The 23,646-nt window shown below is 66.3% G+C and carries 24 protein-coding genes; 13 read left to right on the top strand and 11 right to left on the bottom strand.

The window, feature by feature from the left end; all coding sequences use genetic code 11:
- Position 1: 1 nt before the first annotated feature.
- A complete protein-coding gene (locus AC0SZ7_RS09490) occupies positions 2-853 on the bottom strand; it encodes an STAS domain-containing protein (protein WP_475504154.1) in 852 nt (283 codons plus the stop codon).
- Between the two features lie 214 nt (positions 854-1,067).
- On the opposite strand from AC0SZ7_RS09490, the gene AC0SZ7_RS09495 reads away from it, so the two are divergent.
- Complete coding sequence (locus AC0SZ7_RS09495; RefSeq protein WP_475504155.1) at positions 1,068-1,274, top strand: hypothetical protein; 207 nt, start codon at positions 1,068-1,070, stop codon at positions 1,272-1,274.
- 25 nt (positions 1,275-1,299) lie between these two features.
- On the opposite strand, the gene AC0SZ7_RS09500 is transcribed toward AC0SZ7_RS09495, so the two are convergent.
- Both AC0SZ7_RS09500 and AC0SZ7_RS09505 read right to left on the bottom strand, forming a co-directional pair.
- Positions 1,300-1,923: a hypothetical protein gene (locus tag AC0SZ7_RS09500; RefSeq protein ID WP_475504156.1), complete on the bottom strand. Its 624-nt coding sequence runs from the start codon at positions 1,921-1,923 to the stop codon at positions 1,300-1,302.
- 245 nt (positions 1,924-2,168) lie between these two features.
- On the bottom strand, positions 2,169-2,483 hold the full coding sequence (locus AC0SZ7_RS09505; RefSeq protein ID WP_475504157.1) for a DUF6124 family protein: 315 nt from the start codon (positions 2,481-2,483) through the stop codon (positions 2,169-2,171).
- 1,035 nt (positions 2,484-3,518) lie between these two features.
- On the opposite strand from AC0SZ7_RS09505, the gene AC0SZ7_RS09510 reads away from it, so the two are divergent.
- The 4 genes from AC0SZ7_RS09510 to AC0SZ7_RS09525 all read left to right on the top strand — a co-directional run bounded on the left by AC0SZ7_RS09510 (position 3,519) and on the right by AC0SZ7_RS09525 (position 8,188).
- Positions 3,519-4,100 carry a sugar dehydrogenase complex small subunit gene (locus AC0SZ7_RS09510; protein WP_475504158.1) on the top strand — a complete coding sequence of 194 codons (582 nt, stop codon included), beginning with the start codon at positions 3,519-3,521 and terminating at the stop codon, positions 4,098-4,100.
- Positions 4,097-5,749, top strand: coding sequence for a GMC family oxidoreductase (locus AC0SZ7_RS09515; protein ID WP_475504159.1), 1,653 nt, complete (start codon positions 4,097-4,099; stop codon positions 5,747-5,749). Before AC0SZ7_RS09510 ends, AC0SZ7_RS09515 begins: the two co-directional genes overlap by 4 nt.
- Before the next feature lie 4 nt (positions 5,750-5,753).
- Entirely contained in the window at positions 5,754-7,187 is a 1,434-nt protein-coding gene (locus tag AC0SZ7_RS09520; protein WP_475504160.1) for a c-type cytochrome, read from the top strand.
- Positions 7,188-7,300: 113 nt separating this feature from the next.
- Complete coding sequence (locus AC0SZ7_RS09525) at positions 7,301-8,188, top strand: LysR substrate-binding domain-containing protein (RefSeq protein ID WP_475504161.1); 888 nt, start codon at positions 7,301-7,303, stop codon at positions 8,186-8,188.
- Here AC0SZ7_RS09525 and AC0SZ7_RS09530 read toward each other — a convergent pair.
- Positions 8,181-9,101: a cupin gene (locus tag AC0SZ7_RS09530; protein WP_475504162.1), complete on the bottom strand. Its 921-nt coding sequence runs from the start codon at positions 9,099-9,101 to the stop codon at positions 8,181-8,183. The genes AC0SZ7_RS09525 and AC0SZ7_RS09530 overlap by 8 nt on opposite strands.
- 189 nt (positions 9,102-9,290) lie before the next feature.
- Between AC0SZ7_RS09530 and AC0SZ7_RS09535 the strand changes: the two genes are divergently transcribed.
- Positions 9,291-9,842: a cysteine hydrolase family protein gene (locus AC0SZ7_RS09535; RefSeq protein ID WP_475504163.1), complete on the top strand. Its 552-nt coding sequence runs from the start codon at positions 9,291-9,293 to the stop codon at positions 9,840-9,842.
- Between the two features lie 16 nt (positions 9,843-9,858).
- Positions 9,859-10,920, top strand: a complete 1,062-nt coding sequence (locus tag AC0SZ7_RS09540; protein ID WP_475504164.1) for a GlxA family transcriptional regulator — start codon at positions 9,859-9,861, stop codon at positions 10,918-10,920.
- Here the strand turns inward: AC0SZ7_RS09540 and AC0SZ7_RS09545 are convergent.
- Positions 10,832-11,473, bottom strand: a complete 642-nt coding sequence (locus AC0SZ7_RS09545) for an HD domain-containing protein (RefSeq protein WP_473003228.1) — start codon at positions 11,471-11,473, stop codon at positions 10,832-10,834. The genes AC0SZ7_RS09540 and AC0SZ7_RS09545 overlap by 89 nt on opposite strands.
- Before the next feature lie 115 nt (positions 11,474-11,588).
- Here AC0SZ7_RS09545 and AC0SZ7_RS09550 point away from each other — a divergent pair, with 115 nt between their 5' ends.
- The 3 genes from AC0SZ7_RS09550 (at position 11,589) to AC0SZ7_RS09560 (ending at position 14,201) form a co-directional block, all read left to right on the top strand.
- Positions 11,589-12,566, top strand: coding sequence for a GlxA family transcriptional regulator (locus tag AC0SZ7_RS09550; RefSeq protein WP_475504165.1), 978 nt, complete (start codon positions 11,589-11,591; stop codon positions 12,564-12,566).
- 130 nt (positions 12,567-12,696) lie between these two features.
- A complete protein-coding gene (locus AC0SZ7_RS09555) occupies positions 12,697-13,473 on the top strand; it encodes a class I SAM-dependent methyltransferase (RefSeq protein WP_475504166.1) in 777 nt (258 codons plus the stop codon).
- Positions 13,470-14,201, top strand: a complete 732-nt coding sequence (locus AC0SZ7_RS09560) for an alpha/beta hydrolase (protein WP_475504167.1) — start codon at positions 13,470-13,472, stop codon at positions 14,199-14,201. Before AC0SZ7_RS09555 ends, AC0SZ7_RS09560 begins: the two co-directional genes overlap by 4 nt.
- 18 nt (positions 14,202-14,219) lie before the next feature.
- Here AC0SZ7_RS09560 and AC0SZ7_RS09565 read toward each other — a convergent pair whose 3' ends face one another.
- The 3 genes from AC0SZ7_RS09565 to AC0SZ7_RS09575 are packed head-to-tail and all read right to left on the bottom strand — an operon-like array spanning position 14,220 to position 17,316.
- Positions 14,220-15,653, bottom strand: a complete 1,434-nt coding sequence (locus AC0SZ7_RS09565; protein ID WP_475504168.1) for an MFS transporter — start codon at positions 15,651-15,653, stop codon at positions 14,220-14,222.
- A gap of 57 nt (positions 15,654-15,710) precedes the next feature.
- Positions 15,711-16,526 carry a shikimate dehydrogenase gene (gene aroE, locus AC0SZ7_RS09570; protein WP_475504169.1) on the bottom strand — a complete coding sequence of 272 codons (816 nt, stop codon included), beginning with the start codon at positions 16,524-16,526 and terminating at the stop codon, positions 15,711-15,713.
- 25 nt (positions 16,527-16,551) lie between these two features.
- Positions 16,552-17,316 carry a glucose 1-dehydrogenase gene (locus AC0SZ7_RS09575; protein ID WP_473003219.1) on the bottom strand — a complete coding sequence of 255 codons (765 nt, stop codon included), beginning with the start codon at positions 17,314-17,316 and terminating at the stop codon, positions 16,552-16,554.
- Positions 17,317-17,443: 127 nt separating this feature from the next.
- On the opposite strand from AC0SZ7_RS09575, the gene AC0SZ7_RS09580 reads away from it, so the two are divergent.
- Complete coding sequence (locus AC0SZ7_RS09580) at positions 17,444-18,331, top strand: LysR substrate-binding domain-containing protein (RefSeq protein ID WP_475504170.1); 888 nt, start codon at positions 17,444-17,446, stop codon at positions 18,329-18,331.
- A 100-nt stretch (positions 18,332-18,431) separates the two neighbouring features.
- On the opposite strand, the gene msrB is transcribed toward AC0SZ7_RS09580, so the two are convergent.
- Positions 18,432-18,944 carry a peptide-methionine (R)-S-oxide reductase MsrB gene (gene msrB / locus AC0SZ7_RS09585; protein ID WP_475504171.1) on the bottom strand — a complete coding sequence of 171 codons (513 nt, stop codon included), beginning with the start codon at positions 18,942-18,944 and terminating at the stop codon, positions 18,432-18,434.
- A gap of 192 nt (positions 18,945-19,136) precedes the next feature.
- Between msrB and AC0SZ7_RS09590 the strand changes: the two genes are divergently transcribed.
- Positions 19,137-20,405: a sensor domain-containing phosphodiesterase gene (locus AC0SZ7_RS09590; RefSeq protein ID WP_475504172.1), complete on the top strand. Its 1,269-nt coding sequence runs from the start codon at positions 19,137-19,139 to the stop codon at positions 20,403-20,405.
- Positions 20,406-20,631: 226 nt separating this feature from the next.
- Complete coding sequence (locus AC0SZ7_RS09595) at positions 20,632-20,931, top strand: DUF3077 domain-containing protein (RefSeq protein WP_475504173.1); 300 nt, start codon at positions 20,632-20,634, stop codon at positions 20,929-20,931.
- A gap of 97 nt (positions 20,932-21,028) precedes the next feature.
- On the opposite strand, the gene AC0SZ7_RS09600 is transcribed toward AC0SZ7_RS09595, so the two are convergent.
- Both AC0SZ7_RS09600 and AC0SZ7_RS09605 read right to left on the bottom strand, forming a co-directional pair.
- Positions 21,029-22,624 (bottom strand): ABC transporter ATP-binding protein, encoded by a 1,596-nt coding sequence (locus AC0SZ7_RS09600; RefSeq protein ID WP_475504174.1) that lies wholly within the window; start codon positions 22,622-22,624, stop codon positions 21,029-21,031.
- 1 nt (position 22,625) lies between these two features.
- On the bottom strand, positions 22,626-23,645 hold the full coding sequence (locus AC0SZ7_RS09605; protein WP_475504175.1) for an ABC transporter permease: 1,020 nt from the start codon (positions 23,643-23,645) through the stop codon (positions 22,626-22,628).
- Position 23,646: the final 1 nt, after the last annotated feature.

The raw sequence follows: 23,646 nt of genomic DNA on the forward strand, positions 1-23,646 counted from the left end.
CTTATACCGCCTTGCTGACGGTCATGCCCAGGCGGCGCAGGGCCAGCGCCAGGGCGTCGGCGAGGTTGGCCTTGGTGACCACGCCTTGCAGGTCCAGGCCCAGGTGCACGATGGTCTGGGCAATCTGCGGGCGCACGCCGCTGATGATGCAGTCGGCACCCATCAGGCGGATGGCGGTGACGGTTTTCAGCAGGTGCTGGGCCACCAGGGTGTCCACGGTGGGCACGCCGGTGATGTCGATGATGGCGATTTCCGAGCCGGTGTCGACGATGCGCTGCAGTAGCGATTCCATCACCACCTGGGTGCGCTGGCTGTCCAGGGTGCCGATCATCGGCAGGGCCAGCACGCCTTCCCACAGCTTGACCACTGGGGTGGAGAGCTCCAGCAGCTCTTCCTGCTGGCGCTTGATCACCGCCTCGCGAGACTTCTGGAAGGTACGGATAGTGTGCAGGCCCAGGCCGTCCAGCAGCTGCGAGATTTCCCAGGTCTGTTCGGCGAGGGTGGCGGGGCTGGCTTCGTATTCACGCTGCAGCAGGGCGAACAGCGGGCCCTTCAGGGAAAAGATGAAGGTGGCGGTCTGCTGCGAGTCCTGGCCGGCCATGGCGCGGCTGTGGGAGAGTTTTTCGAGGAATTGGCGAGTGGCTTCCCAGTTGCTGCCCGCAAGGTTCTTCGAGTCGCCGTTCTGCGAACCGTTGACCAGCAGCGTCAGGAATTCGCCCTGCTGCTGGCGCACCTCGTCGTCCTTGAGGTTGCGCGTGGCGCCGCTGGCTTCCTGTTCGCTGAACCACTGGGCCAGCAGCTCGGCGTGGGCCTTGTTGAGTGCGTCGAGGGTACGTTGCTGCAGTGCTGCCATGTCCATGTGCTCCAGAATGGTTTTTTCTTTTCGGTGGGCGCTGGGCGCCGCACTGATTATTAGTCAAACAGTGACAGTTGCGTGGGAAATTAGTTGTGGAGCACACAGAAAATTCCGTAGCAGCGCCCGCAGGGCGCGTCCTGGCTGCTGCGCCCCTCCAGGCACACCGCCGACGCGGCCTGGCGGCCGCTGCTACGGGGCGCCGAGGATGGCCTTGGGTTTCAGGGCTGACGATCAGCCGTGCGCCTTCATCCAGGCGCTGGCAGAGCTGGCGGCCGGTAGGCTGGTGCGGGTGCTGGAAGAGAGGATGCCACCGCTCGGTGGCCTGTGCCTGTACTACCCTGGGCGGCGCCACGCGCCGGCGGGGCTGCGCGCGCTGATCCAGGTGATCCGCGAACAGGCAGATGCGCGGCGGGCCTGAACTGCCCAGGCCGCCGCGCACACCGTCACGCCAGTTCGGATTTGATCATGGCGATCTTGGTGTTGATGTCCTGCTGCGCTACCTGGGCCTTTTCCTTGGTCAGGTCCGCCACCTTCTTGTCGACTTCGGCTTGTTGCTCCGGCGTCATGGCGTCGTACTCTTCCTTGGTCACGCCAGTCAGTTGCTGACGGGCTTTTTCCGCGTCGCTCTGGCTCATGTAGTCCGAAAACTCCTGGGCGGCGGAGCTTGCGGTGGTGGTGCTGCTGCCCGACAGATCGGAGGCGGCAATGGCCACGCTGGCCGAGTTGGCCTGCGAGTCTTCGCTGGCGGCGGTGGTGGTCGCCGTGCCGCTGTTGTCCGCCGCCGCCACGGCCGATGCCACCGACGCGGTCGCTGCCTGGGTGGCGGTTGCGTCGTCGACAGTGCTGGCCATTGCTGCCTTCAGATTGACCATCATCCGGGCAAAGGCTTCGTCGTACGTAGAGCTGTCGCTGCTGGACGCCGACGAGTCGGTGCTGCTCGACGTCGCCGCCACCGGCGTGGCCGAGGTGGCGATAGTGGTGTATTGGTCCGGCTGCTGCGACGACAGCGACGCAATGGCCGGCGTGACGGTTGTTGCGGTGGTGCGGGTGGTACTGTTGATAATCACCGTTCACCTCCTGTTCAGTGTAGGTGGTGGGGATTTACAGCAAGATGAATGCCAGGGACTGGCGAAGGGCGGAAAGGCCAATGAATACGGGGTTCTCGCTTGCCGGAAGGCGACGCGAACCGCCATTGAAGCGGCAGATTCTGGCCGTTGCCGAACAGCGATTGCCGCCGGTGGCCCGGGATATCCCTTCTCCATGCGCCAATGGCGGCCAGCGTCGACCCGACGGGCCATGGCACCCGCCGAACCTATAATTGCGGCAAGGTCATCCCCTCATCCAACACAGGCTCTGGCACTAACCCAGCAATCGAGGCATCCACCAATGCCTTGGCGATCTCGATGGCATGCTCGACATTGCGCGCCAATGCCCGCAGATGTGTCGTGGAGTTTTCGACCAGTTCCTCGGCAACCGCGCTGGCCCCCCTCAGATATTCGCTAGCTTGAGTAAGCGCCTCATTCAACGGTATACCTGCGCGCACGGCAAATATCGGCAAATCCCCCGGGCAGGGCGCAAATGGATGGTCAGTGGTGGTTACGGGTGGTTCGAAAGGCGGCTTGAACATCTACAACTCCTGAAGTATCAGAGCCGTCCTCCTTCGCTACTAAACGAAGGGTGGCGGCTGTGCGACAGGTTAGTAGACCGGGGATACTTCAGGAACCCAGCGCACACGAGGTGCCCTGCGCACAGCCACCATGACACGGGGGGCATTGCACTGAAGTCGCTCGGGCTACTAAACCCGGCCGCTGAAGGCAGCGGCGAGCGGAGAGTAGGAGTAGCGGTGGTCCAGTACAAGCGGCGAAATGTATCGGCGAATTTGAAATATTTTGTAAGTATTTCAATGCTGTAGGGTGATTATCGCAGACTTTGTGGGATGTTTCCTAGGGAGAGGTTGTTGCCTCTTGGCTGCGCTGCTCATCTAGCGCCATACCCCAAGGCGGGCGACACCGATCCTACAGGCCGTGGCTCGTTGCAACAGATGTAGCAGCAACTGTTTTGAAATGGTGTCGTCTGCATCCCGACTAAAGTCGGCTCCTACGCCGTACGTGGTAGGAGCCGGCCTTGGCCGCGATTCAGGCGACGCGGTTTATGGGGTTTCCGCATTCGCGTAGCAGCAACTGTCTTGTGGGAGCTGGCTTGCCAGCGAGCTTTTATGGCCCCAAGAGCTCGCTGGCAAGCCAGCTCCCACAGGATGTAGCAGCAACTGTCTTGCCCAGTTAATTACGTCCGCCATGCTGTGCCCTCGCGCAGCCTGGCGGCAGCATCTACATTTGTTGCAACGTGCCATGGCCTGATGGATCGGCGTTGCCGGCCTTGGCGCATGGTCGAAGGCCGAATGGTTTCGATTGTTACGCCTTTTAAAACAATGTTTTACCGAATATGTAACCAAATCTTTCCTGGCCTGATGGCACTTTCCTATACACTCGCGACACTCTGCCGCACACAATCGTGCGTCAGCTGGCTGGATGCCACCTCACACCCCAAGGACGACCTGCCCGGAGACCCGTGCAGGTTTTTTTTGGTGTGTGTCTGAAACCGGTTTCAGACCAGATAAAACAGAGCTCGACGCAGCCGTGCACTGCCTGACAGGAAAAAAACCATGCAACCCCTTGATCCCGACTCTTCGCAAGCTTCCCCGTGGCATGCGCCGCTCAAACGCCGCACCGTGCTCACCGCCCTTGCCGTCGCCGCCGTGCAGGCTGGCATGGCCAGCACCCTGGGCTGGTCGCCGCTGGCGCTGGCCGATGGGCCGGACGTGGACGCGCAGGGGTTCTTCACCGTGTCCCAGGTGCTGACCGGCTACGACGACCTCGACCCGCTGATTGCCGGGCGCATTGCCCGTGCGCTGATTGCCAAGCAGCCGGCCATGGCTGGTTCCTTGGCCGCGCTGTGCAAGCTGGCGGCCGTGCCGGCCAACCGTGACAGCGCCGAAGCGCTGCTGGCGGCGGCGAAGGGGATCAACGAGGGTGACGCCGCGCTGGCCGTGGTGGCCGCCTGGTTCAAGGGCACCGTTGGCCATGGCCAGGACGCGGTGCTGATTACTTACAAGGATGCGCTGATGTACCGCCCCGCCAGTGACGGGCTGATCGTGCCTACCTACTGCGGCAACGGCCCGCTGTGGTGGACCGCCGCGGTACCTGACGCGAACGCATCCATCTATGGCCCGAGGAACGCAGCATGAGAAAGCCCGTATTTGACGCCAATGGCGACGTGACCGCCGACGTGGTGGTGGTAGGTTCCGGCGTGGCCGGGGCGCTGATCGCCAACCAGCTGGTGGCCGAAGGGCACTCGGTGCTGATCCTCGAAGCGGGCCTGCGCATCCAGCGCGCCCAGGCCGTGGAGAACTGGCGCAACATGCCGTTCGACAACCGTATCGGCTCCGACTTCCAGGGCCTGTACCCGCAGGCCGAGCACGCGCCGGCACCCCTGTACTTCCCGAAGAACAACTACGTGGGCCTCAGCGGGCCGAGCGGCAGCAGCTTCCAGCAGGGCTACCTGCGCACCCTGGGCGGCACCACCTGGCACTGGGCGGCGTCGTGCTGGCGCCACCTGCCGGTGGACATGCGCATGCAGTCCGAATACGGCGTGGGCCGCGACTGGCCCATCAGCTACGACGAGCTGGAACCCTATTACTGCCGCGCCGAGGAAGCCATGGGCGTGGCCGGCCCCAGCGACCCGGACATGCAAAGCCCGCGCGAGCGCAGCCAGCCATACCCCATGGACATGGTGCCGTGGGGCTACGGCGACAAGCGTTTCGCCGAAGTGGTCAACGCCCACGGCTACAAGCACATCCCCATTCCCCAGGGGCGCAGCACGCGCCCGTGGAAAGGCCGGCCGACCTGCTGTGGCAACAACAACTGCCAGCCGATCTGCCCGATCGGCGCCATGTACAACGCCATCCACACCATCGAGGAAGCCGAGCGCAATGGTGCCCTGGCGCTGACCGAGGCGGTGGTCTACAAGATCGACACCGACGAGGGCAACCGCGTCACTGCCGTGCACTGGCTTAGCCCCGACGGCAAGTCGCACAAGGCCAGCGGCAAGGTCTTCGCCCTGGCCTGCAACGCGCTGGAAACACCGCGCCTGTTGCTGCTGGCAGCCAATGAGCGCAACCCCCACGGCATTGCCAACTCCTCCGACCAGGTGGGGCGCAACATGATGGACCACTCCGGCTTCCACTGCTCGTTCATTGCCAACGAGCCGCTGTGGATCGGCCGCGGCCCGGCGCAGAGCAGCTGCATCGTCGGCCCGCGTGACGGCGAGTTCCGCTCCAAGTATTCGGCCAACAAGATGATCCTCAACAACATCACCCAGGTTGCCAAGGCCACCGAACAGGCCCTGGCCATGGGCCTGGTGGGCAAGGCGCTGGAGGCCGAGATCCGCCGCCGTTCCACCCACGGCGTCGACCTGTCGATCAGCCTGGAGCCGTTGCCAGACCCCAACAACCGCCTGACCCTGAGCACCACCCGCAAGGACCCGCACGGCCTGGCCTGCCCGGACATCTACTATGACGTCGGCGACTACGTGCGCAAGGGCGCCGAGGCGGCGCACGCGCAGCTGGAGCACATCGGCAGCCTGTTCGGCGCCACCGAGTTCAACATCACCACCAGCCTCAACGCCAACAACCACATCATGGGCGGCACCATCATGGGCAAGGACCCGCGTGATTCGGTGGTGAACGGCGACTGCCGCACCCACGACCACGCCAACCTGTGGCTGCCCGGTGGCGGCGCCATGGCCTCGGCCAGCGTCGTCAACACCACCCTGACCATGGCGGCGCTGGCGATCAAGGCCGCCGACGACATGAGCAAAGCACTGGCGCGGGGTTGAGCGAATGACTTTCTCGATCAAAGCCCACCTGCTGGTGGCACTGCTGGCAGCCAGTGGCCTGGCCCAGGCTGAAGAAACCGTACCGGCGCCGGCGGTAACGCCGGTGGGCGGCGTGCTGTCCCAGGAAGAGCAGGGCCGCCGCCTGGCGGTGGCCGGCGACTGCATGGCCTGCCATACCGTGCCCGACAGCGGCAAATCGTTCGCCGGCGGCTACGCGATCAACTCGCCGTTCGGCTCGATCTACTCCACCAACATCACGCCGTCGAAAACGGCCGGTATCGGCGACTACACCGAGGCGCAGTTCGCCCACGCGGTGCGCGATGGTGTGCGCGCCGACGGCAGCTACCTGTACCCGGCCATGCCGTATACCTCCTACGTGCACATGAGCGATAGCGACGTGGCGGCCTTGTACGCCTACTTCATGCACGCGGTGCAGCCTGTGGACACTCCGGCGCCGACCACGGCGCTGAACTTCCCGTTCAACATTCGCCTGTCCATGGCCGGCTGGAACCTGCTGTTCCTCGACAGCCGCACCGCCACGCCGGCGCCCATGCCCACGCCAGAACTGGTGCGCGGCGAGTACCTGACCAACACCCTGGAGCACTGCGGCGCCTGCCACACCCCGCGCAGCCCGCTGATGGCCGAAATCAAGGACAAGGCCCTGTCCGGCGGCATGGTGGGGCCGTGGTTTGCGCCCAACATCACCTCCGACAAGGTCAGCGGCATTGGTGGCTGGAGCAACGACGAGCTGGTGCAGTACCTGCGCACCGGCCACGCCGAGGGCAAGAACCAGGCCGCCGGCGGCATGGCCGAGGCGGTGCAGAACAGCCTGCAGTTCCTGCCCGACAGTGACCTGGCGGCCATCGCCGCCTACCTGAAAAGCACTGCGCCCATCCGCAGCGAAGGCGAGGTACGCCCCGCCTACGAGTTCGGCGCCCAGCACAGCGGCGAAGACCAGGTGCGCGGCATGGCCCCGTCGAACGCCCACGACAGCGTGAAGACCGGCGCCCAGCTGTACAGCGGCTACTGCGCCAGCTGCCACCAGCCAGGCGGGCAGGGCAGTGCCAACCAGGCCTACCCGTCGCTGTTCCACAACACCGCCACCGGCATGGCCAACTCGGCCAACCTGATCGCGGCGATTCTCTATGGCGTGGACCGCCAGGAAGCCGGGCACCATGTGCTGATGCCGCGTTTCGACGAGGTCAGCTACGTGGCGCAGCTGAACGACCAGCAGGTCGCCGACATCGCCAACTACGTGCTGCGCAACTTCGGCAACCCGTCCCACGAGATCAGCGCCCATGACGTGATGATTGCGCGGCAGGGCGGCGAGAAGCCGTTGCTGGCGGTGGTGCAGCCGTACATTGTGCCGGCGATGGTGATTGCTGTGCTGGTGCTGCTGGGCCTGTTGACCCTGTGGTTGCGCCGCCGCAACCGCTGACGATCCCTGTGGGAGCCGGCTTGCCGGCGAGCTTTGGAGGCCTGAACAGCTCGCTGGCAAGCCAGCTCCCACAGTATGATCCCCAGGCCAACCCCGGCTGATGGGATTTGCCCGTGGACTACTTTGCCGCACTCACCGCCTTCGTCGAGGCCGCCGACGGCAACAACTTCTCCCGCGCCGCCGAACGCCTGAATATCAAGGCCTCGACGGTGTCGCGCTACATCAAGGAGCTGGAGCAGGACCTGGGCATCGCCCTGTTCAACCGCTCCACGCGCACCCTGCATTTGACCGAGGGCGGCCAGACCTTCCTGCACCACGCCCGCCGCGTGCTGGCGGAACTGGAGCAGGCGCGCGCCGCCACCTCCGCCCTCAACCAACAACCGCGCGGCCTGCTCAAGGTCAGCGTGCCACCGGCCTTTTCCCGCCACCATGTGCTGCCCTGGCTGGGCGACTTCCTGCAGCGCTACCCGGACATTCGCGTCGAGCTGGTGCTGGATGAAGCGCGGGTCAATCTGATCGACGCCGGCATGGACCTGGCGATCCGCATCGGCACCTTGCCCGACTCTGGACTCAAGGCGCGCCGAATCGCCGATCAGCAGTGGGTGCTGTGTGCCGCGAAGGGCTTCGCGGATCCGCCGTCGGGCCCAGAGGTGCTTGCAGATTACCCGGCGATACTGGGCAGCATGGATGAGGTGGTGCTGCGCAAGGGCGACCACCACGTGACGGTCACCCTGCAAGGCGCGCTGCGCCTTAATGACCTCGACGCCCGGCGCCTGGCCGCCGAACAGGGCCTGGGTGTGGCCCTGCTGCCGCTGTGGCTGGCCGCCGATGGGCTGCGCAGCGGCACCCTGCAACGCTGGCTGGCGGACTGGCACATCGCCGACGCCGAGGCGGCGTTGTGGTTCGTCTACCCGCCCAAGCGCATCGTCTCGTCGAAGGTGCGCAGCTTCATCGACTTCATGCTTGAGCGCATCGGCACGCCGCCGTACTGGCTCAGCTGAAGCGGATGTCCAGGGCGCGCAGGTGGGTTTGCAGGCCGGCGTCCTGGATCGGGATCAGGTAGGCCTCGCGTCCCGACTCGTTGTAGTGAGCATGCCAGTAGCCGGGCGGGGTGACGAAGGCCAGGCCCGGGGTCCAGTCCACGCGGGTGGGGTTGCGGATCTCGCCGTTGGCGTCCAGCTCGGCGCCCACCAGGGTGTAGCAGCCTTCGGGCGCATCGATGATGAAATCCAGGGCGATGGACTGGTGGCGGTGGGGCTTCTGCACCGAGCCCGCCGGCAGGATGCCGTACATGGCCCACAGCACGTGGGTGACGGTGCGGGTCTGGGGAAAGTGGCGGTTGCCCAGCAGAATGCTGATGCGGCTGCGGTCCTGGGCGCGCGGGTCATCGGCGGCCTCGCGTAGCTTGGCGTTGGCGACCTCGGCAGGGTACAGGGTGGCGGCGAAGCGATCCTCGGTCGGGCGCACGCCCAGGTAACGCAGCAGCGGCTCATCGTGCACGTAGTAGAAGCGGCTGTCGGCGCGTGCGGTCAGCACGGTGGGCTGCAGGCCGGGCAGGGCGATGAAGCAGCCGCTGTTCCAGGCGAACTGGCTGTCGCCTTGCTGCAGTTGGCCGTCGCCGGTGATCACGTACAGCACCTGGGAGGTGGCGGTGGGCGCCAGGCGCAGGCTGTCGCCGGCGTTCAGGCGGATGAAGTTGGCGCACAGGCCGGGGCCGGTGGCCGGGCCCTGGCAGCCCAGCGCTTCGCTGAGGTCCAGCGGCACCACGCGCGACGGGCCGTCGGTGCACAGGGCGGCGGGGAAGCTGTGGTAGGGCACGCGGCTGATCAGCTTGGCGCTGATGGGGTTGGCGGCCTTGCTGTATTCGAAATACTCGGCATCCAGGGTGGCATCGGGCTTGACGGCGCTGTTCATGGGCTTGGCTCTTGTTGTGGGAAGGTGGGCCCACTATACGAATGGCGCACCGCGAGATTAACCGCCCCGGCGGCACAGCAGTTATGCGAAAAAGGGCGTGTCCGAAAACCCCCGGTGGCTGTCCGTTGCGCCTATCCCGCTGCCCGTCGCAAGCGCGCAAACTGGGCGCTCTTCCAAGGAGCCGTCCCCATGAGCAAGCAAGCCCTGATCCTCATCGACCTGCAGCACGATTACTTCGCCAACGGCCTGTGGCCGCTGGACAACATCGAGCCGGCCGCCGCCAATGCCGCCCGCGTCCTGGCAGCGTTCCGCCAGGCCGGCAAGCCGGTGATCCACGTGCGTCACGAATCCCTGGCCGCCGATGCGCCGTTCTTCCGCCCCGGCACCCCGGGTGCGCAGATCCATGGCGCAGTCGCCCCCGCGGCCAACGAGCCGGTGATCGTCAAGCACTACCCCAACAGCTTTCGTGAGACCGAGCTGCAAGCTTTGCTCGCCCGGCACGGCATCGAGTCACTGGTGCTGGTGGGCGCCATGAGCCACATGTGCATCGAGGCCGCCGGCCGCGCGGCGGCGGACCTGGGCTACGGGGTGACCGTGCTGCACGACGCCTGCGCCACCCGCGAACTGGTGTTCGATGGCCACACGGTGCCGGCCGCCCAGGTGCACGCCGGGGCCATGGCGGCGCTGGCATTCGGCTACGCGCAGTTGCTGGCGACCGAGGCGTTCCTGGCCCAGGGCTGATATCGTGAAGGCTTCGATGCAACCCTGGAGCCCGGCGGCCATGGCCGACACGCATGAAATCACCCTGCTGGTGTACCCCGGCGCCCAGGCCGCGGCGGTGCACGGGCTGGTCGACCTGTTCGCCGTGGCCAGCCGGTTGGGCCAGGCGTGCGGCCGCGCGCCCTTGCAGGTCAGCCAGTGGCAGCCTGGCGATGACGCAGCCAGTAGCCCGGCCGTGGTGGTGATACCGCCGTCCCTGGGCAGTTTGCCCAGCGCCGACACCGTCGCCGCCTGCCGCCCGTGGCTGCTGCAGCAACACGCTCACGGCGCGGTGCTGGGCGCGGTATGCATCGGCGCGTTCCTGTTGGCCGACACCGGCCTGCTGGACGGCCGCCGCGCCACCACCCATGCCAGCCAGCTGGCGGAATTCACCGCGCGTTTTCCGGCGGTGCGGGTGCACAGCGAAGTGCCGATCATCGACGATGGCGAGCTGCTGACCAGCGCCGGCCTGATGGCCTGGACCGACCTGGGCCTGCGCCTGGTGGCGCGGTTGCTGGGGGCTGACATTGCGCGGCAGACCGCGCACTTCCTGGCGGTGGCGGCGCCGTTGCAGGGCGAGGGGTATTTCGCGCCGGTGCTGGACCACGGCGATGCACAGGTGCTGAAGCTGCAGCATTGGTTGCAGGCCAACGGCGCCCAGGGCGTGAGCGCGGCGGCCATGGCGGCCCAGGCGGGGCTTGAGGCGCGCACCTTGCTACGGCGCTTTCGCGCGGCCACCGGGTTGTCGCCTACGCAGTATTGCCAGCAGTTGCGGGTGAATACTGCGCGCGAGCTGTTGCAGTGGACGCGCGACAGCGTCGACCAGGTGGCCTGGAGCGTGGGCTACCAGGACCCGGCGACGTTCCGCATTATCTTCCGGCGCCTTACCGGTGTGGCGCCGGGGGCGTATCGGGCCAGGCTGGCGAAGGGTGGTGCGGCCGCTGCTCGGTCCCCGCGCCCGCGTCCGCGATTCACGCCTTCCACGCCGACCCGCGAATCACCTCGCAGAAGTTACCGCGCTGGAACAGCGGGTCCTTGCTGGCCAGCACGTCGGCCTTGACGTTGCCGAAGGTGGTCTCGGGCTTGTGTTTGATGCCGTCGTAGAACGCCTGGATGATGTCTTCCTTGAACTGCGCGCTGCGCGGGTGGGCGCTGACGATGGCGTCGCGCTCGGCGTCGCTGTACTGCGGGTAGGTCAGGCCCAGCACGTCCATCTCCACGCCTGCGGTCACCAGCGCCACCACCGGGTGCATGTGCTGGGGAATGCCCGGGGTGGTGTGCAGGGCGATGGCGGTCCACACGGTGTCGATGTCGTGCTGGTTGATGTGGTGGCCCTTGAGGAAGTCGCGGGCGGCGTTGGCGCCGTCCACCTCGAAGCGCTCGCAGGCGCTGCTGCATTGGTGCACCAGGCCCATGTCATGGAACATGCAGCCGGCGTACAACAGTTCGGCGTCGAACTTCAGCCCGCGCTTGCGGCCGGCCAGGGCGCCGAAGTAGTACACGCGGCTGGAGTGGTGGAACAGCAGGTCCGACTCGGTGTCGCGCACCAGTTCGGTGATTTCCCGCGCCATGGCGGTGTCGGGGATCTTGATGTCGTCGAGGCTGAAGGTCATGGGGTGTCTCCGCAAGCGTTGGTGGGGGTGAAGCCAGTATCAGCTCGTCGGGGTATGTCCTCAATTGGCGTAATACGCCATATACTGCCATTTCCCTCCCCAAGCGGACGCCGCCATGATTCCTTTACGCACCATCGCCGTGGTGGCCTTGCCCAACGTGCAACTGCTCGACGTCAGCGGCCCGCTGGACGTGTTCGCCGAGGCCAACCGCGAGGCCGGCCGCGAGCGTTATCGGCTGCTGCTGGTGGGCTGCGGCAGCGGCCCGGTGACCAGCTCATCGGGCACCCGCCTGCTGCCCGACACCAACACCGAGCACGCCCTGGCCGGTATCGACACCTTGCTGGTGGCCGGCGCGCCCAATGCCCCGCACGCGCATTTCAGCCAGGCGCTGCTGGACTGGCTGCGCTTGCACGCGCCCCAGGCGCGGCGCTTCGGCTCGGTGTGCACCGGGGCCTTTGCACTGGCAGCGGCGGGGCTGCTGGACGGCCGCCGGGTGACCACCCACTGGGTGGCCGCCGAGGCGCTGGCCAGCCGTTACCCGCAGGTGCAGGTGGACGCCGACGCCATCCATGTGCGCGACGGCAAACTGCGCACCGCCGCCGGCGTCACTGCCGGCCTGGACCTGGCGCTGGCGCTGGTGGAGGAAGACCTGGGCGAGGACATCGCCCGGCGCGTGGCCAGCCAACTGGTGATGTTTTTCAAGCGCCCCGGCGGCCAGTTGCAGTTCAGCCGCAAGGGCGAGTCGCTGCCGGCCGGGCGTTCGGCGCTGCAAGAGGTGCAGCGCTACGTGGCCGCGCACCCGGCCGAAGACCACAGCATCAAGGCCCTGGCCGAGCGCGCCGGCCTCAGCCCGCGGCACTTTGCCCGCCTGTTCCACCAGGAAGTCGGCGAAACCCCTGCCAGCTGGGTCGAGCAGGCCCGGATTCAGGCCGCCCGCGAACGCCTGGAACAGGGCCATGAAACCCCCAAGCAGGTGGCGGCCCACTGCGGCTTCGCCAACGCCGACACCCTGCGCCGCGCGTTCAGCAAAGCCGTGGGCGTGAGCCCTGCCGAATACCGCAAGCGCTTCGCCGGTCGTGGTGGAAACGTTTGATTATTGGGGGAGCTGGCTTGCCAGCGAGCTTTCGGGCCTCAACAACTCGCTGGCAAGCCAGCTCCCACATTTGGTGTGATGCGCAGCCGCAGCCTATGATGATGCACTTCTCATCGAGCAGGGGCGCACCATGAGCATTCACCACGCCGCCGAAGGCTACGACACCCAGGCCACCGCCGACACCTACGCCCGCGGCCGCCCGGACTACCCGCCGGCGCTGGATGCCTGGCTGCGTGACACCCTGGGCCTGCACAACGGCAGCACGGTGCTGGACCTGGGCGCCGGCACCGGTAAGTTCACCCCGCGGCTGCTGGCTACCGGCGCCCGCGTGGTGGCGGTGGAGCCGGTGGCGGCCATGCGCGAGAAACTGCACGCCACCTACGGCCACGTGCAGGCGCTGGACGGCCGCGCCGACGCCATCCCGCTACCCGATGCCTGCCTGGACGCCGTGGTGTGCGCGCAGTCGTTTCACTGGTTCGCCACCCCTGAGGCCCTGGCCGAGATTCGCCGTGTGCTCAAGCCCGGCGGCCGCCTGGGCCTGGTATGGAACCTGCGCGACAACAGCGTGCCGTGGGTGGCGCGCCTGGATGCGCTGGTCAACCAGTACGAAGGCGATACGCCGCGCTACTACAGCGGCGCCTGGCGCCAGGTATTCCCCGCGCCAGGCTTCAGCGCGTTGCACGAAGCCCATTTCGGCAACGGCCACACCGGCAGCCCCGGTACGGTAATCGTCGACCGCGTGCGTTCCACCAGCTTCATCGCCGGGCTGCCCGCGCCCCAGCGCGAAGCGGTGGACGCCCAGGTGCGCGCGCTGATCGCCAGTGAACCTCTGCTGGCCGGCAAGGCCGAAGTCACTGTCCCTTATACGACCGCTGCCTTCTGCGCAGTTAAATCGGAGACTCCATGATCAAACGAATGGCCCTTGCGCTGTTGCTGGTGTCGGGCATCGCCCACGCCGCCGACCCCGTGCTGCACACCGACCTGCCGCTGAAATACCTGGAGCAGGCACCGACGGTCACGCGCGACAAGCCGCTGGTGATCTTCCTGCATGGCTACGGCAGCAACGAGGCCGACCTGTTCGAGCTCAAGGACTCGCTGCCCGACGGCTACACTTACGTGTCGGTGCGCGCGCCGCAGACCTTGGAAGAGGGCAGCTACCAGTGGTTCCACCGCCAGGGTGAAGGCCCCTACGACGGCGTGACCGCGGACCTGGCCAGCAGCCGCCAGACGCTCAAGGACTTCATCACCCAGGCCGTGGCCAAGTACCACACCGACAAGTCGAAAGTGGTGCTGATCGGCTTCAGCCAGGGCGCCATCATGAGTTACGAATTGGGCCTGCGCGAACCGCAGGCAGTGCGGGGCATTGCGGTGCTGAGCGGCAAGATCCTGCCGGTGCTGCGCAGCGAGTTGAAACCGGACCCGGCGTTGAAGGCGCTGGCGATTTTCATCGGCCATGGCGTGGACGACCCGCAGGTGCCGTTCACCGATGCCAGCGAGGCCCAGCGCATCTTGCATGAGCTGGGCCTGGAGCCGGACTTCCACGCTTATGCCGACTTGAAACACTCCATCAGCAAGACCGAAATCGAGGACCTCAACGCCTGGCTAGGCGACGTGCTGGCCCCCCAAGCCCTGTAGCAGCGGCCACAGGCCGCGTCAGTGGCGCACCGGAATCGCGTGATGGTGCGCTTTAACCGCCTCATCGGCCTTCGCCACTTCCCACGCATCACGCGGTTCATCCAGGTCGCGGTTCAGGGTTTCCGGGGTCTTGAACGTGGTGTACAGCGTGGTCGCGGTCAGCAGCGCCAGGTAGCAGGCAATCGGCACCCAGGCGCCGATGCCGGCGTTGCTGTCGCCTTCATGGGTGGCCATGACCACGGCGATGATGCCCGCGCCAATCATCGGCGCGATGCCGCCGGCGATCACCGCCGACACTTCCCGCGCAATCGACACGCCCATGTAGCGGTGGCGTGAGCCGAACAGTTCGGGCATCAGTGCTGCCTGCGTGCCGAACATGCCCCAGGTACCAATGCCCAGGGCGATGGAGATGGCAACGATGCTGGCGACGATGTTGCCCAGGCTCAGCACCCACCACACCGGGAACGCCAGGGCCAATTGCAGCAGGGCGAAGGCGCGGTAGACCACCACGCGGCCGAAGCGGTCGCTGAGCTTGCCGGCAATAGGCACGGTGAGTGCGCCCAGGCTGGCGGCGCAGATCAGCGTCAGCACGCCCACCGGGCCCTTGAGGCCGACCACGCCGACGATGTAGCTCACCGCCAGGGCCTGGTAGATGGACGAACCGCCGTTTTCCGCCAGGCGCAGGCCGATGCCCAGCAGCAGGGTCGGCTTGGAGTGCTGCATGGCGCTTTTCAGCGGGTTGGCGCATTCACGTTTCAGCGCCTTGAGGCGCACGAAGGTTGGTGATTCCTTGAGATTGAGGCGCATGTACAGGCCCAGCGCGACAATCACCACGCTGATGAAGAACGGCACGCGCCACAGGTTGGTCTGGGTGATGTTGTCGTTGCCGCTGACCACCAGGAAATACACCAGCGCGGCCATGATCGTGCCCAGCTGGATGCCCAGGAACGGTAGCGCGGCGTAGAAGCCGCGACGGCCCTTGGGCGCGTACTCGGTCATCATCACCGCCGCGCCGGCCTGCTCGGCACCGGCGCCCAGGCCTTGCAGCAGGCGCAGCACGACCAGCAGTACCGGCGCCAGGTAGCCCACCTGGTGAAAGGTGGGCAGGGCGCCGATCAGGGTGCTGGAAACACCCATCAGCAGCACCGTGGCCGAGAGCACGAACTTGCGCCCCACACGGTCGCCGATCATGCCGAACAGCACGCCGCCCAGGGGGCGAATGGCAAAACCGAGGAAGTAGGTGCCGAAGCTGGCGATCAGGCTCATGGCGCGGGTCTGTTCGGGGAAGAACAGCGGCCCGAAGATCAGCGCCGACGCCAGGGTGTACAGGGCGAAGTCGTAGTATTCCAGGGCGCTGCCCAGGGAACAGGCCCAGGCGGCGCGGTGCAGGTCCTTCTTCACTTGCGGGTCAACGGGTTCAGCGGTGTCGGACGGGGAGCGGGCGTGGGTCATGTTCGTTCCTCCAGGCGCCTTCATGGCGTCTTGTTATTGATAGGCAACCGGGATGGGTTACAGGTTCAACCGCTGGATTTCCTGGAGCATGGCCTGCTCCATCACATCGATGGGCGCGTCGTGCCCAGTGTACAGTTCGATCTGCCGGCACGCCTGGTGCACCAGCATGCGCGTGCCCGCCACGGTGCCGCAGCCCAGGGCGCGGGCCTGGCGCAGCAGCGCGGTCTGTACCGGCATGAAGGCCACGTCCATGACAATCAGGTGGCTTTGCAGGCGGCCGTCCAGCGGGTTGCTGTCGGGCTGCTTGAAGCCCACCGAGGTGGCGTTGATGACGATGTCGAAGGCCTTGGCGTCGAAACGCTCCACCACCCCACCCCAGCGCGCCTTCAGCGACTGCGCCAGCTCGCTGCCGCGCTCGGCGCTGCGGTTGAACACGGTGACCTGGGCACCGGCCTTGACGCAGCCGTACACCACCGCGCGGGCGGCGCCACCGGCACCGATCACGGCAATGCGCTTGTCGTTCAGGCGGGTGACTTCCTGCAGCGCGCGCACGGCGCCCAGGTAGTCGGTGTTGTAGCCGGTCAGCACGCCGTCGACGTTGTTGATGGTGTTCACCGCGCCAATCACCTGGGCGGATTCGTCGATGGCGTCCAGGTGCGGCATGACCGCCTGCTTGTAGGGCATTGAAACGTTCATGCCGCGCACGCCCAGGGTACGGATGGCGCCGACGGCGGCCACCGGGTCTTCGACGCCGAAGCACACGAAGGTGTAGTCCAGGCCCAGGGCGGCGTAGGCGGCGTTGTGAATCTTCGCCGAGAGCGAGAACGGCGAGCCCATGATCGAGCCGCACAGGGTGGGAAGTGATTGAGGCATGGGTGGCATCCTTGGAAAAAGTGGGTCAGACGACGCTGGTCAGGCCGCCGTCGACGAACAGGGTCTGGCCGTTGATGAAGTCGGCGGCGGGCGAGGCCAGGAATACGGCAGCGCCGCACAGCTCCTCGACCTTGCCCCAGCGCCCGGCGGGGGTGCGTTTCACCAGCCAGTCGTCGAAAGCCGGGTCGTCGGCCAGGGCCTGGTTCAGTTCGGTGCGGAAATAGCCGGGGGCCAGGGCGTTGATCTGCAAGCCATGGCCGGCCCAGTCGGCGCACATGCCGCGGGTGAGCATGCGCACCGCGCCCTTGCTGGCGGCGTAGGGGGCGATGGAGGGGCGGGCCAGTTCGCTCTGCACCGAGGCAATGTTGATGATCTTGCCGCTCTGGCGCGCGATCATGTGCCGGGCCACGGCCTTGGACACGTTGAACACGCCGTCGAGGTTGGTGCTCATCAGCCGGTGCCAGTCCTGGCTGCTGAAGTCCTGCAGGGCCTGGCGGTGCTGGATACCGGCGTTGTTGACGAGAATGTCGATGGCGCCCAGGCGCTGTTCCAGGGCGTCGATGGCCTGGGCGCTGGCGTCGTGGTCGGCGACGTCGAACACCGCGTATTCGGCGGCCAGGCCTTCGTCGCGCAACAGCGCACAGGCGGCCTGGGCACGTTCGGCGTCGCGGCCGTTGAGCACCACCTGGGCACCGGCCTGGGCCAACCCGCGGGCCAGGGCCAGGCCGATGCCGCGTACCGAGCCGGTAATCAGCGCGCGCCGGCCGTCCAGGCGAAAGCTTGCTGTCATGTGAGTCTCCCGGTATTGGATTTATGGAATAGGGATGGCGCTACTTTCAACCGCTATCGCCGGGGCCTGCCAATCGTTTATGGTGATGCCGTGATCACCGTTCGTGATCACCAGCAACGGAGGCTGTGTGGAACTCAAACACTTGCGGGCCTTTGCGGCCCTGGCCGAGGAACTGCATTTCGGCCGCGCGGCCGAGCGCCTGCATATCGTGCAACCGGCCTTGAGCGCGCAGATTCGTGCGCTGGAGGAGGACGTCGGTGCGCAGTTGTTCGAGCGCGACCGCCATGGCGTGGAGCTGACGGAGGAGGGCGCGTTGTTCCTGCCCGAGGCCTTGGCCACCCTGCGCCAGGCGGGCCGGGCGCGGGAGGTGCTGCAACAGGCGGCGGCGGGCGAGGTGGGGGTGCTGCGGCTGGCGTTCGTGTCGTCGGTGCTGTCGCAGCTGCTGCCTGACCTGGTGCGGCAGATGGAACAGCGCTACCCGCGCATTGAGCTGGAACTCAAGGACATGCCCTCGCTGCTGCAGGCCCGGGCGCTGCAGGACAACGCCCTGGATTTCGGCCTGGTGCGCCTGCCGCTGAGCGTGCCCGGGGTGCACACGCGCATGCTCTTCGAGGAGTCGCTGGTGGTGGCACTGCCGGCCGCCGACCCGTTGTGCGCCCAGCGCCGCCTCCAGCCCCAGGACCTGGCCGGCCGCCCGGCGCTGGTGCTGGCGCGCAAGTACGCGCCGGGGCTGCATGACCAGATGCTGGTGGGCTTTCATCGGCGCAAGGTGACGTTGACCATTGCCCGGGAGATGGGTGAATTCACCACCTTGCTGGCGCTGGTGGCGGCGGGGCTGGGCGTGGGCATCGTGCCGGCAGGCGCGGCGTCGGCGCTGCCGGCTGGGGTGGTCACGCGGCCGCTGGCGCTGGCCATGAGCGGCGCCGGCATCGGCGTGGCCTGGACCGGGCTGGAGAGCCCGCGCAAGCGGGCGCTGATGCAGGTGCTCGATGAGCTCTATCCACTTGACCCGTAGCAGCGGCCGCATCCTGTGGGAGCTGGCTTGCCAGCGAGCTTTTGAGGCCATAAAAGCTCGCTGGCAAGCCAGCTCCCACAAGACAGTTGCTGCTACGGGTTTACGCCGTGCCGGGGGTGAAGGCCATGGCCACGCCATTCATGCAGTAACGCAAACCGGTCGGCGCCGGGCCGTCGTCGAACACATGGCCCAGGTGCCCGCCGCAGCGGTGGCAATGCACTTCATTGCGCTGCATGCCCAGCGTGGTGTCGCGGCTGACGTTTACCGCGCCCGCCAGCGGTGCGGTAAAGCTCGGCCAGCCGGTGCCGCTGTCAAACTTGGCGCTGGAGGAAAACAGCGGCAGTTGGCACCCGGCGCAGGCAAAGCGGCCGCTGCGGTGCTCGTTGTTCAACGGGCTGCTGTAGGGCCGCTCGGTGCCGGCGCGGCGCAGCACGTCGAAGGCTTCGTCGCTGAGCAACTGGTGCCACTGTTCATCCGTATGCTGCACGGCAAAGGTCTCGCCCGGGGCGCTGTCGGCCGCCATGGCCAGGCGCATGCGGCCGCTCATCAGCGCGTAGGCCGCCAGCGAGGTGGCGGCTGCGGCCTGGATCAAAAACCATCGTCTGGATTGCATGGTGGCGCTCCTGGTGGGCCATTACAGAGCAAAGTGTCGGCCGCGGCCGTTCGCCAAGTCCTCACGCAGGGTTAAACGTTTTGTGACACCTTTCGCATTTCCCCAGCATTTCGTCAGGAAGCGCCGAGCGGTCGGCGAAAATCCGAGGTCACAGTCCTAGAATCTTGGGATCCAGGGATCAAGGAGGCCGTCATGGACATGTCCGCCACACAGCTTGCCAGCGTGGTTAGCCTGAAAACCGAGGCACCGACGGGCACGGGTTGTATCGATAAGGTGTTGCGGGCGTTGCGCACCCATCTGGGCATGGACGTGGCGTTTGTCTCGCAATTTCGCACCACTGACCGGGTGTTCGTGCACGTCGACACCGACGGCGATGGCCCGATCAGGCCGGGCGATGCGCTGCCGCTGGACGTGGGCTACTGCCTGAAAGTGGTGGAGGGCGAGTTGCCGGAGCTGATCGCCAACACCGGCGAGGTGCCCGAGGCGCTGGCCATCCCGGAAACCCTGGCGTTGCCCATCGGCTCGCACATGAGCGTGCCTATCTACCTGAGCGACGGCCGGCTTTACGGCACTTTCTGCTGTTTTGGCTACAGCGCCGACAGCAGTCTGGGCCAGCGTGACCTGCTGGTGATGAAGGTGTTTGCCGAGCTGATCGCCGACCGCATCGAGGGCGACCTGACCCTGGTGCGCGACCGCGTGGCCAAGCACCGGCGCATTTCGGCAGTGCTGGCCAGCCAGCAGCCGGGCATCGTCTACCAGCCGATCTTCGACTTCCAGGGCATGAGCATTTGCGGCTGGGAGTGCCTGTCGCGCTTCAACCTGGAGCCGGTGCGCAGCCCCGACCAATGGTTCAAGGAGGCCGCCGAGGCCGGCCTGGGCGTGGAGCTGGAATGCCACGCCATCGCCGCCGCCCTGAAGGGCATGGATGCGCTGCCCTCGGGCACCTACCTGACCATCAACTGCTCGCCGCAGCTGATGCTCAGCGGCCGCCTGACCGACCTGCTCAGCCCGTGCCCGGCCAGCCGCCTGGTGCTGGAAATCACTGAGCACGCCGTGGTCAGCGACTACAGCGGCCTGATCAAGGCGCTCAAGCCCCTGCGCCAGAACGGCGTGCGCGTGGCCATCGACGACGCCGGCGCCGGCTACGCCAGCATGCGCCACATCCTGCAGCTGCGCCCGGACATGATCAAACTGGATATGAGCCTGACCCAGGGCATCGACCACGACCCGCAGAAACGTGCCATGGCCTCGGCGCTGATCGCCTTTGCCCGCGAGACCGGCAGCACCATCGTCGCCGAAGGGGTGGAAACCCAGTCCGAGCTGGATGCATTGCGGTTGCTGGGGGCGAACAAGGTGCAGGGTTACCTGCTGGGGCGGCCGTTGACCTTGCAGGACGCGCTGGCGCTGGTGGAGCGGGTGGCGGTGAACAGTTTGGATGATTCCATGGCGTCGTCGGCCTGAGCCACCGCAGTGCCCCGGGACGCGGCCTGCGGCCGCTGCTACGCAGTATGTGGTGGAATGGCCGACTTTGTGGGAACCCTAACCCCTACGTGTAGGAAGCGTCTATTATCGCCTCGCTGCCTTGTCTGAGTCGGCTGTTTTCCATACCCTCCCTCCGTCGCTGAACCCTTCGGCGATCGGGTTTGGTAGCCCGATTAAGATCAAGGCGCTCAAGGATATCGATGATATGGATAAGCTGACGCCAGTTACTTCATCTACAAATCTGCACGCCCCCCGCACCGCCAGTTGCACCTTCGGCCCCCTCGACGACAACGACGAACCGCTGTTCCAGGTACGCGCAGGCGTGAAGGCTGAAACGGCGTTGGCGCAGTTGGCGTTGCTGCTCAAATGTGCTCATGAAAGCGCGTACGAGCTGACGGACAACGGTTGCGGGTGCCAAGGCCTTGTGTGGTCTGTGGTGCAGTCAGTGGAAAGCGCGCAGGCGCTGTTGGACGCCGTGTTGAAAGGCGCGGCACCCAACCCGTAGCAGCAACTGTCTTGTGGGGGCTGGCTTGCCAGCGAGCTTTTATGGCCCCAACAGCTCGCTGGCAAGCCAGCTCCCACAGGATGTAGCAGCGGCGGGGTTAGGCCATGAAGGCGGCTTCCAGGAGCTGGCGGGTGTAGGGGTGCTGCGGGGCCGAGAACACTTGCGCTGCGGGGCCTTGCTCCAGTACTTGGCCTGACTTGATCACTACCAGTTGATGACTCAAGGCCTTCACCACCGCCAGGTCATGGCTGATGAACAGGTAGGTGAGGTTGTATTTCAGCTGCAGCGAACGCAGCAGCTCCACCACCTGCCGCTGCACGGTGCGGTCGAGCGCCGAGGTGGGTTCGTCGAGCAGAATCAGCGCCGGCTTGAGCACCAGCGCGCGGGCGATGGCGATGCGCTGGCGCTGGCCGCCGGAGAATTCGTGGGGGTAGCGGTGGCGGGTGGCAGGGTCCAGGCCCACTTCCTGTAGCGCCTCGATGATGGCCTGCTCTTGCTCTTGCGGGGTGCCGATACCGTGGATGCGCAAACCCTCGCCAACGATCTGCGCCACGCTCATGCGCGGGCTGAGGCTGCCGAACGGGTCCTGGAACACTACCTGCATCTGCCGGCGCAGCGGGCGCACCTGTTCGCGGTTGAGGCCGTCCAGAGGCTGGCCGTGGAAGCGGATGGCGCCCTGGCTGGCGATCAGCCGCAGGATGGCCAGGCCGAGGGTGGATTTGCCCGAGCCGCTTTCGCCGACGATGCCCAACGTCTGCCCGCGCGGCAGGCTGAACTGGATGCCGTCCACGGCCTTGACGTAGTCGGTGGTGCGCTTGAACAGGCCTTTCTTGATCGGGAACCACACCTTCAGGTCGTCGACCTCCAGCATCGGCTCACCCGCCACGGTGGCAGCCGGTTCGCCGCGCGGTTCGGCGCCCAGCAACTCGCGGGTATAAGGGTGCTGCGGGTGGTTGAACAGCTGCTCGCAGTCGCCCTGTTCAACGATGCAACCCTGTTGCATCACGCACACCCGCTGGGCCACGCGCTTCACCAGGTTGAGGTCGTGGGTAATCAGCAACAGGGCCATGCCCAGGCGCTGTTGCAGGGACTTGAGCAGTTCGAGGATTTTCAGCTGCACGGTGACGTCGAGCGCGGTGGTGGGCTCGTCGGCGATCAGCAGTTGCGGCTCGTTCGCCAGGGCCATGGCGATCATCACGCGCTGGCGCTGGCCGCCGGACAGCTCATGGGGCAGGGCCTTGAGGCGCTGGCGCGGCTCGGGGATGCCGACCATCTCCAGCAACTCCAGGGTGCGCGCGGTGGCGGCCTTGCCGGTAATGCCCTTGTGCAGGCCGAGCACCTCGTTGATCTGCTTCTCGATGCTGTGCAGCGGGTTCAGCGAGGTCATGGGCTCCTGGAAGATCATGGCGATGCGGTTGCCGCGGATCTGCCGCAGGCGCTTTTCGTCCATGTGCAGCAGGTCTTGGCCCTCGTACGTCACCGTGCCGCTGGGGTGGCTGGCGATGGGGTAGGGCAGCAGGCGCAGGATGGAGTGCGCGGTGACCGACTTGCCCGAGCCGCTTTCACCCACCAGCGCCAGGGTCTCGCCGCGGCGGATGTCGAAGCTCACGCCTTCCACCACCCGGGCCGAGCGTTCGTTGTTGTCGAATTGCACCGCCAGGTCGCGGATTTCGATCAGGTTGTCAGGGTGCATGTCATTTCCTTGGATCGAACGCGTCGCGAGCGGCTTCGCCGATAAACACCAGCAGGCTCAACATCAACGCCAGCACGGCGAAGGCGCTGATGCCCAGCCAGGGCGCCTGCAGGTTGGACTTGCCCTGGGACACCAGTTCGCCCAGCGACGGTGAGCCGGCGGGCAGGCCGAAGCCCAGGAAGTCGAGGGCGGTGAGGGTGCCGATGGCGCCGGTGAGAATGAACGGCATGAAGGTCATGGTCGAGACCATGGCGTTGGGCAGAATGTGCTGGAACATGATGCTGGCGTCGCGCATGCCCAGGGCACGGGCGGCGCGCACGTACTCCAGGTTGCGGCCGCGCAGGAACTCGGCGCGCACCACGTCCACCAGGCTCATCCACGAGAACAGCAGCATGATGCCCAGCAGCCACCAGAAGTTGGGCTGCACGAAGCTGGCCAGGATGATCAGCAGGTACAGCACCGGCAGCCCCGACCACACCTCCAGGAAGCGTTGGCCGGCCAGGTCCACCCAGCCGCCGTAGAAGCCCTGCAGGGCCCCGGCGATGACGCCGACGATGGAGCTGAGGATGGTCAGTGTCAGGGCGAACAGCACCGAGATGCGGAAGCCGTAGATCACCCGGGCCAGCACGTCGCGGCCCTGGTCGTCGGTGCCCAGCCAATTCTGCGCCGAAGGTGGCGCTGGCGCCGGTACCTTGAGGTCGTAGTTGATGCTCTGGTAGCTGAACGGGATGGGCGCCCACAGGGTCCAGCTGTCCTTGGCCTTGAGCAGTTGCTGCAGGTACGGGCTCTTGTAGTTGGCCTCCAGCGGGAATTCGCCGCCGAAGGTGGTTTCCGGGTAGCGCTGGAAGGCCGGGAAATACCAGCTGCCGTCGTAGTGCAAGGCCAGGGGCTTGTCATTGGCGATCAGTTCGGCGCCCAGGCTGGCCACGAACAGAATCATGAACAGCCACAGCGACCACCAGCCGCGCTTGTTGGCCTTGAACCGCTGCAGACGGCGGGCGTTGAGGGGGGAAAGGCTCATC

This window comes from Pseudomonas sp. JC1203, from assembly GCF_056175065.1.

Excerpts from the sequence above, each read along its gene's own strand:
- AC0SZ7_RS09490 (WP_475504154.1), bottom strand. The coding sequence starts at position 853 with ATGGCAGCACTGCAGCAACGTACCCTCGACGCACTCAACAAGGCCCAC.
- AC0SZ7_RS09510 (WP_475504158.1), top strand. The coding sequence starts at position 3,519 with ATGCAACCCCTTGATCCCGACTCTTCGCAAGCTTCCCCGTGGCATGCG.
- AC0SZ7_RS09505 (WP_475504157.1), bottom strand. The coding sequence starts at position 2,483 with ATGTTCAAGCCGCCTTTCGAACCACCCGTAACCACCACTGACCATCCA.
- AC0SZ7_RS09575 (WP_473003219.1), bottom strand. The coding sequence starts at position 17,316 with ATGACAGCAAGCTTTCGCCTGGACGGCCGGCGCGCGCTGATTACCGGC.
- AC0SZ7_RS09605 (WP_475504175.1), bottom strand. The coding sequence starts at position 23,645 with ATGAGCCTTTCCCCCCTCAACGCCCGCCGTCTGCAGCGGTTCAAGGCC.
- aroE (WP_475504169.1), bottom strand. The coding sequence starts at position 16,526 with ATGCCTCAATCACTTCCCACCCTGTGCGGCTCGATCATGGGCTCGCCG.
- AC0SZ7_RS09595 (WP_475504173.1), top strand. The coding sequence starts at position 20,632 with ATGGATAAGCTGACGCCAGTTACTTCATCTACAAATCTGCACGCCCCC.
- AC0SZ7_RS09555 (WP_475504166.1), top strand. The coding sequence starts at position 12,697 with ATGAGCATTCACCACGCCGCCGAAGGCTACGACACCCAGGCCACCGCC.
- AC0SZ7_RS09515 (WP_475504159.1), top strand. The coding sequence starts at position 4,097 with ATGAGAAAGCCCGTATTTGACGCCAATGGCGACGTGACCGCCGACGTG.
- AC0SZ7_RS09550 (WP_475504165.1), top strand. The coding sequence starts at position 11,589 with ATGATTCCTTTACGCACCATCGCCGTGGTGGCCTTGCCCAACGTGCAA.
- AC0SZ7_RS09520 (WP_475504160.1), top strand. The coding sequence starts at position 5,754 with ATGACTTTCTCGATCAAAGCCCACCTGCTGGTGGCACTGCTGGCAGCC.
- msrB (WP_475504171.1), bottom strand. The coding sequence starts at position 18,944 with ATGCAATCCAGACGATGGTTTTTGATCCAGGCCGCAGCCGCCACCTCG.
- AC0SZ7_RS09545 (WP_473003228.1), bottom strand. The coding sequence starts at position 11,473 with ATGACCTTCAGCCTCGACGACATCAAGATCCCCGACACCGCCATGGCG.
- AC0SZ7_RS09560 (WP_475504167.1), top strand. The coding sequence starts at position 13,470 with ATGATCAAACGAATGGCCCTTGCGCTGTTGCTGGTGTCGGGCATCGCC.
- AC0SZ7_RS09590 (WP_475504172.1), top strand. The coding sequence starts at position 19,137 with ATGGACATGTCCGCCACACAGCTTGCCAGCGTGGTTAGCCTGAAAACC.
- AC0SZ7_RS09530 (WP_475504162.1), bottom strand. The coding sequence starts at position 9,101 with ATGAACAGCGCCGTCAAGCCCGATGCCACCCTGGATGCCGAGTATTTC.
- AC0SZ7_RS09565 (WP_475504168.1), bottom strand. The coding sequence starts at position 15,653 with ATGACCCACGCCCGCTCCCCGTCCGACACCGCTGAACCCGTTGACCCG.
- AC0SZ7_RS09600 (WP_475504174.1), bottom strand. The coding sequence starts at position 22,624 with ATGCACCCTGACAACCTGATCGAAATCCGCGACCTGGCGGTGCAATTC.
- AC0SZ7_RS09535 (WP_475504163.1), top strand. The coding sequence starts at position 9,291 with ATGAGCAAGCAAGCCCTGATCCTCATCGACCTGCAGCACGATTACTTC.
- AC0SZ7_RS09540 (WP_475504164.1), top strand. The coding sequence starts at position 9,859 with ATGCAACCCTGGAGCCCGGCGGCCATGGCCGACACGCATGAAATCACC.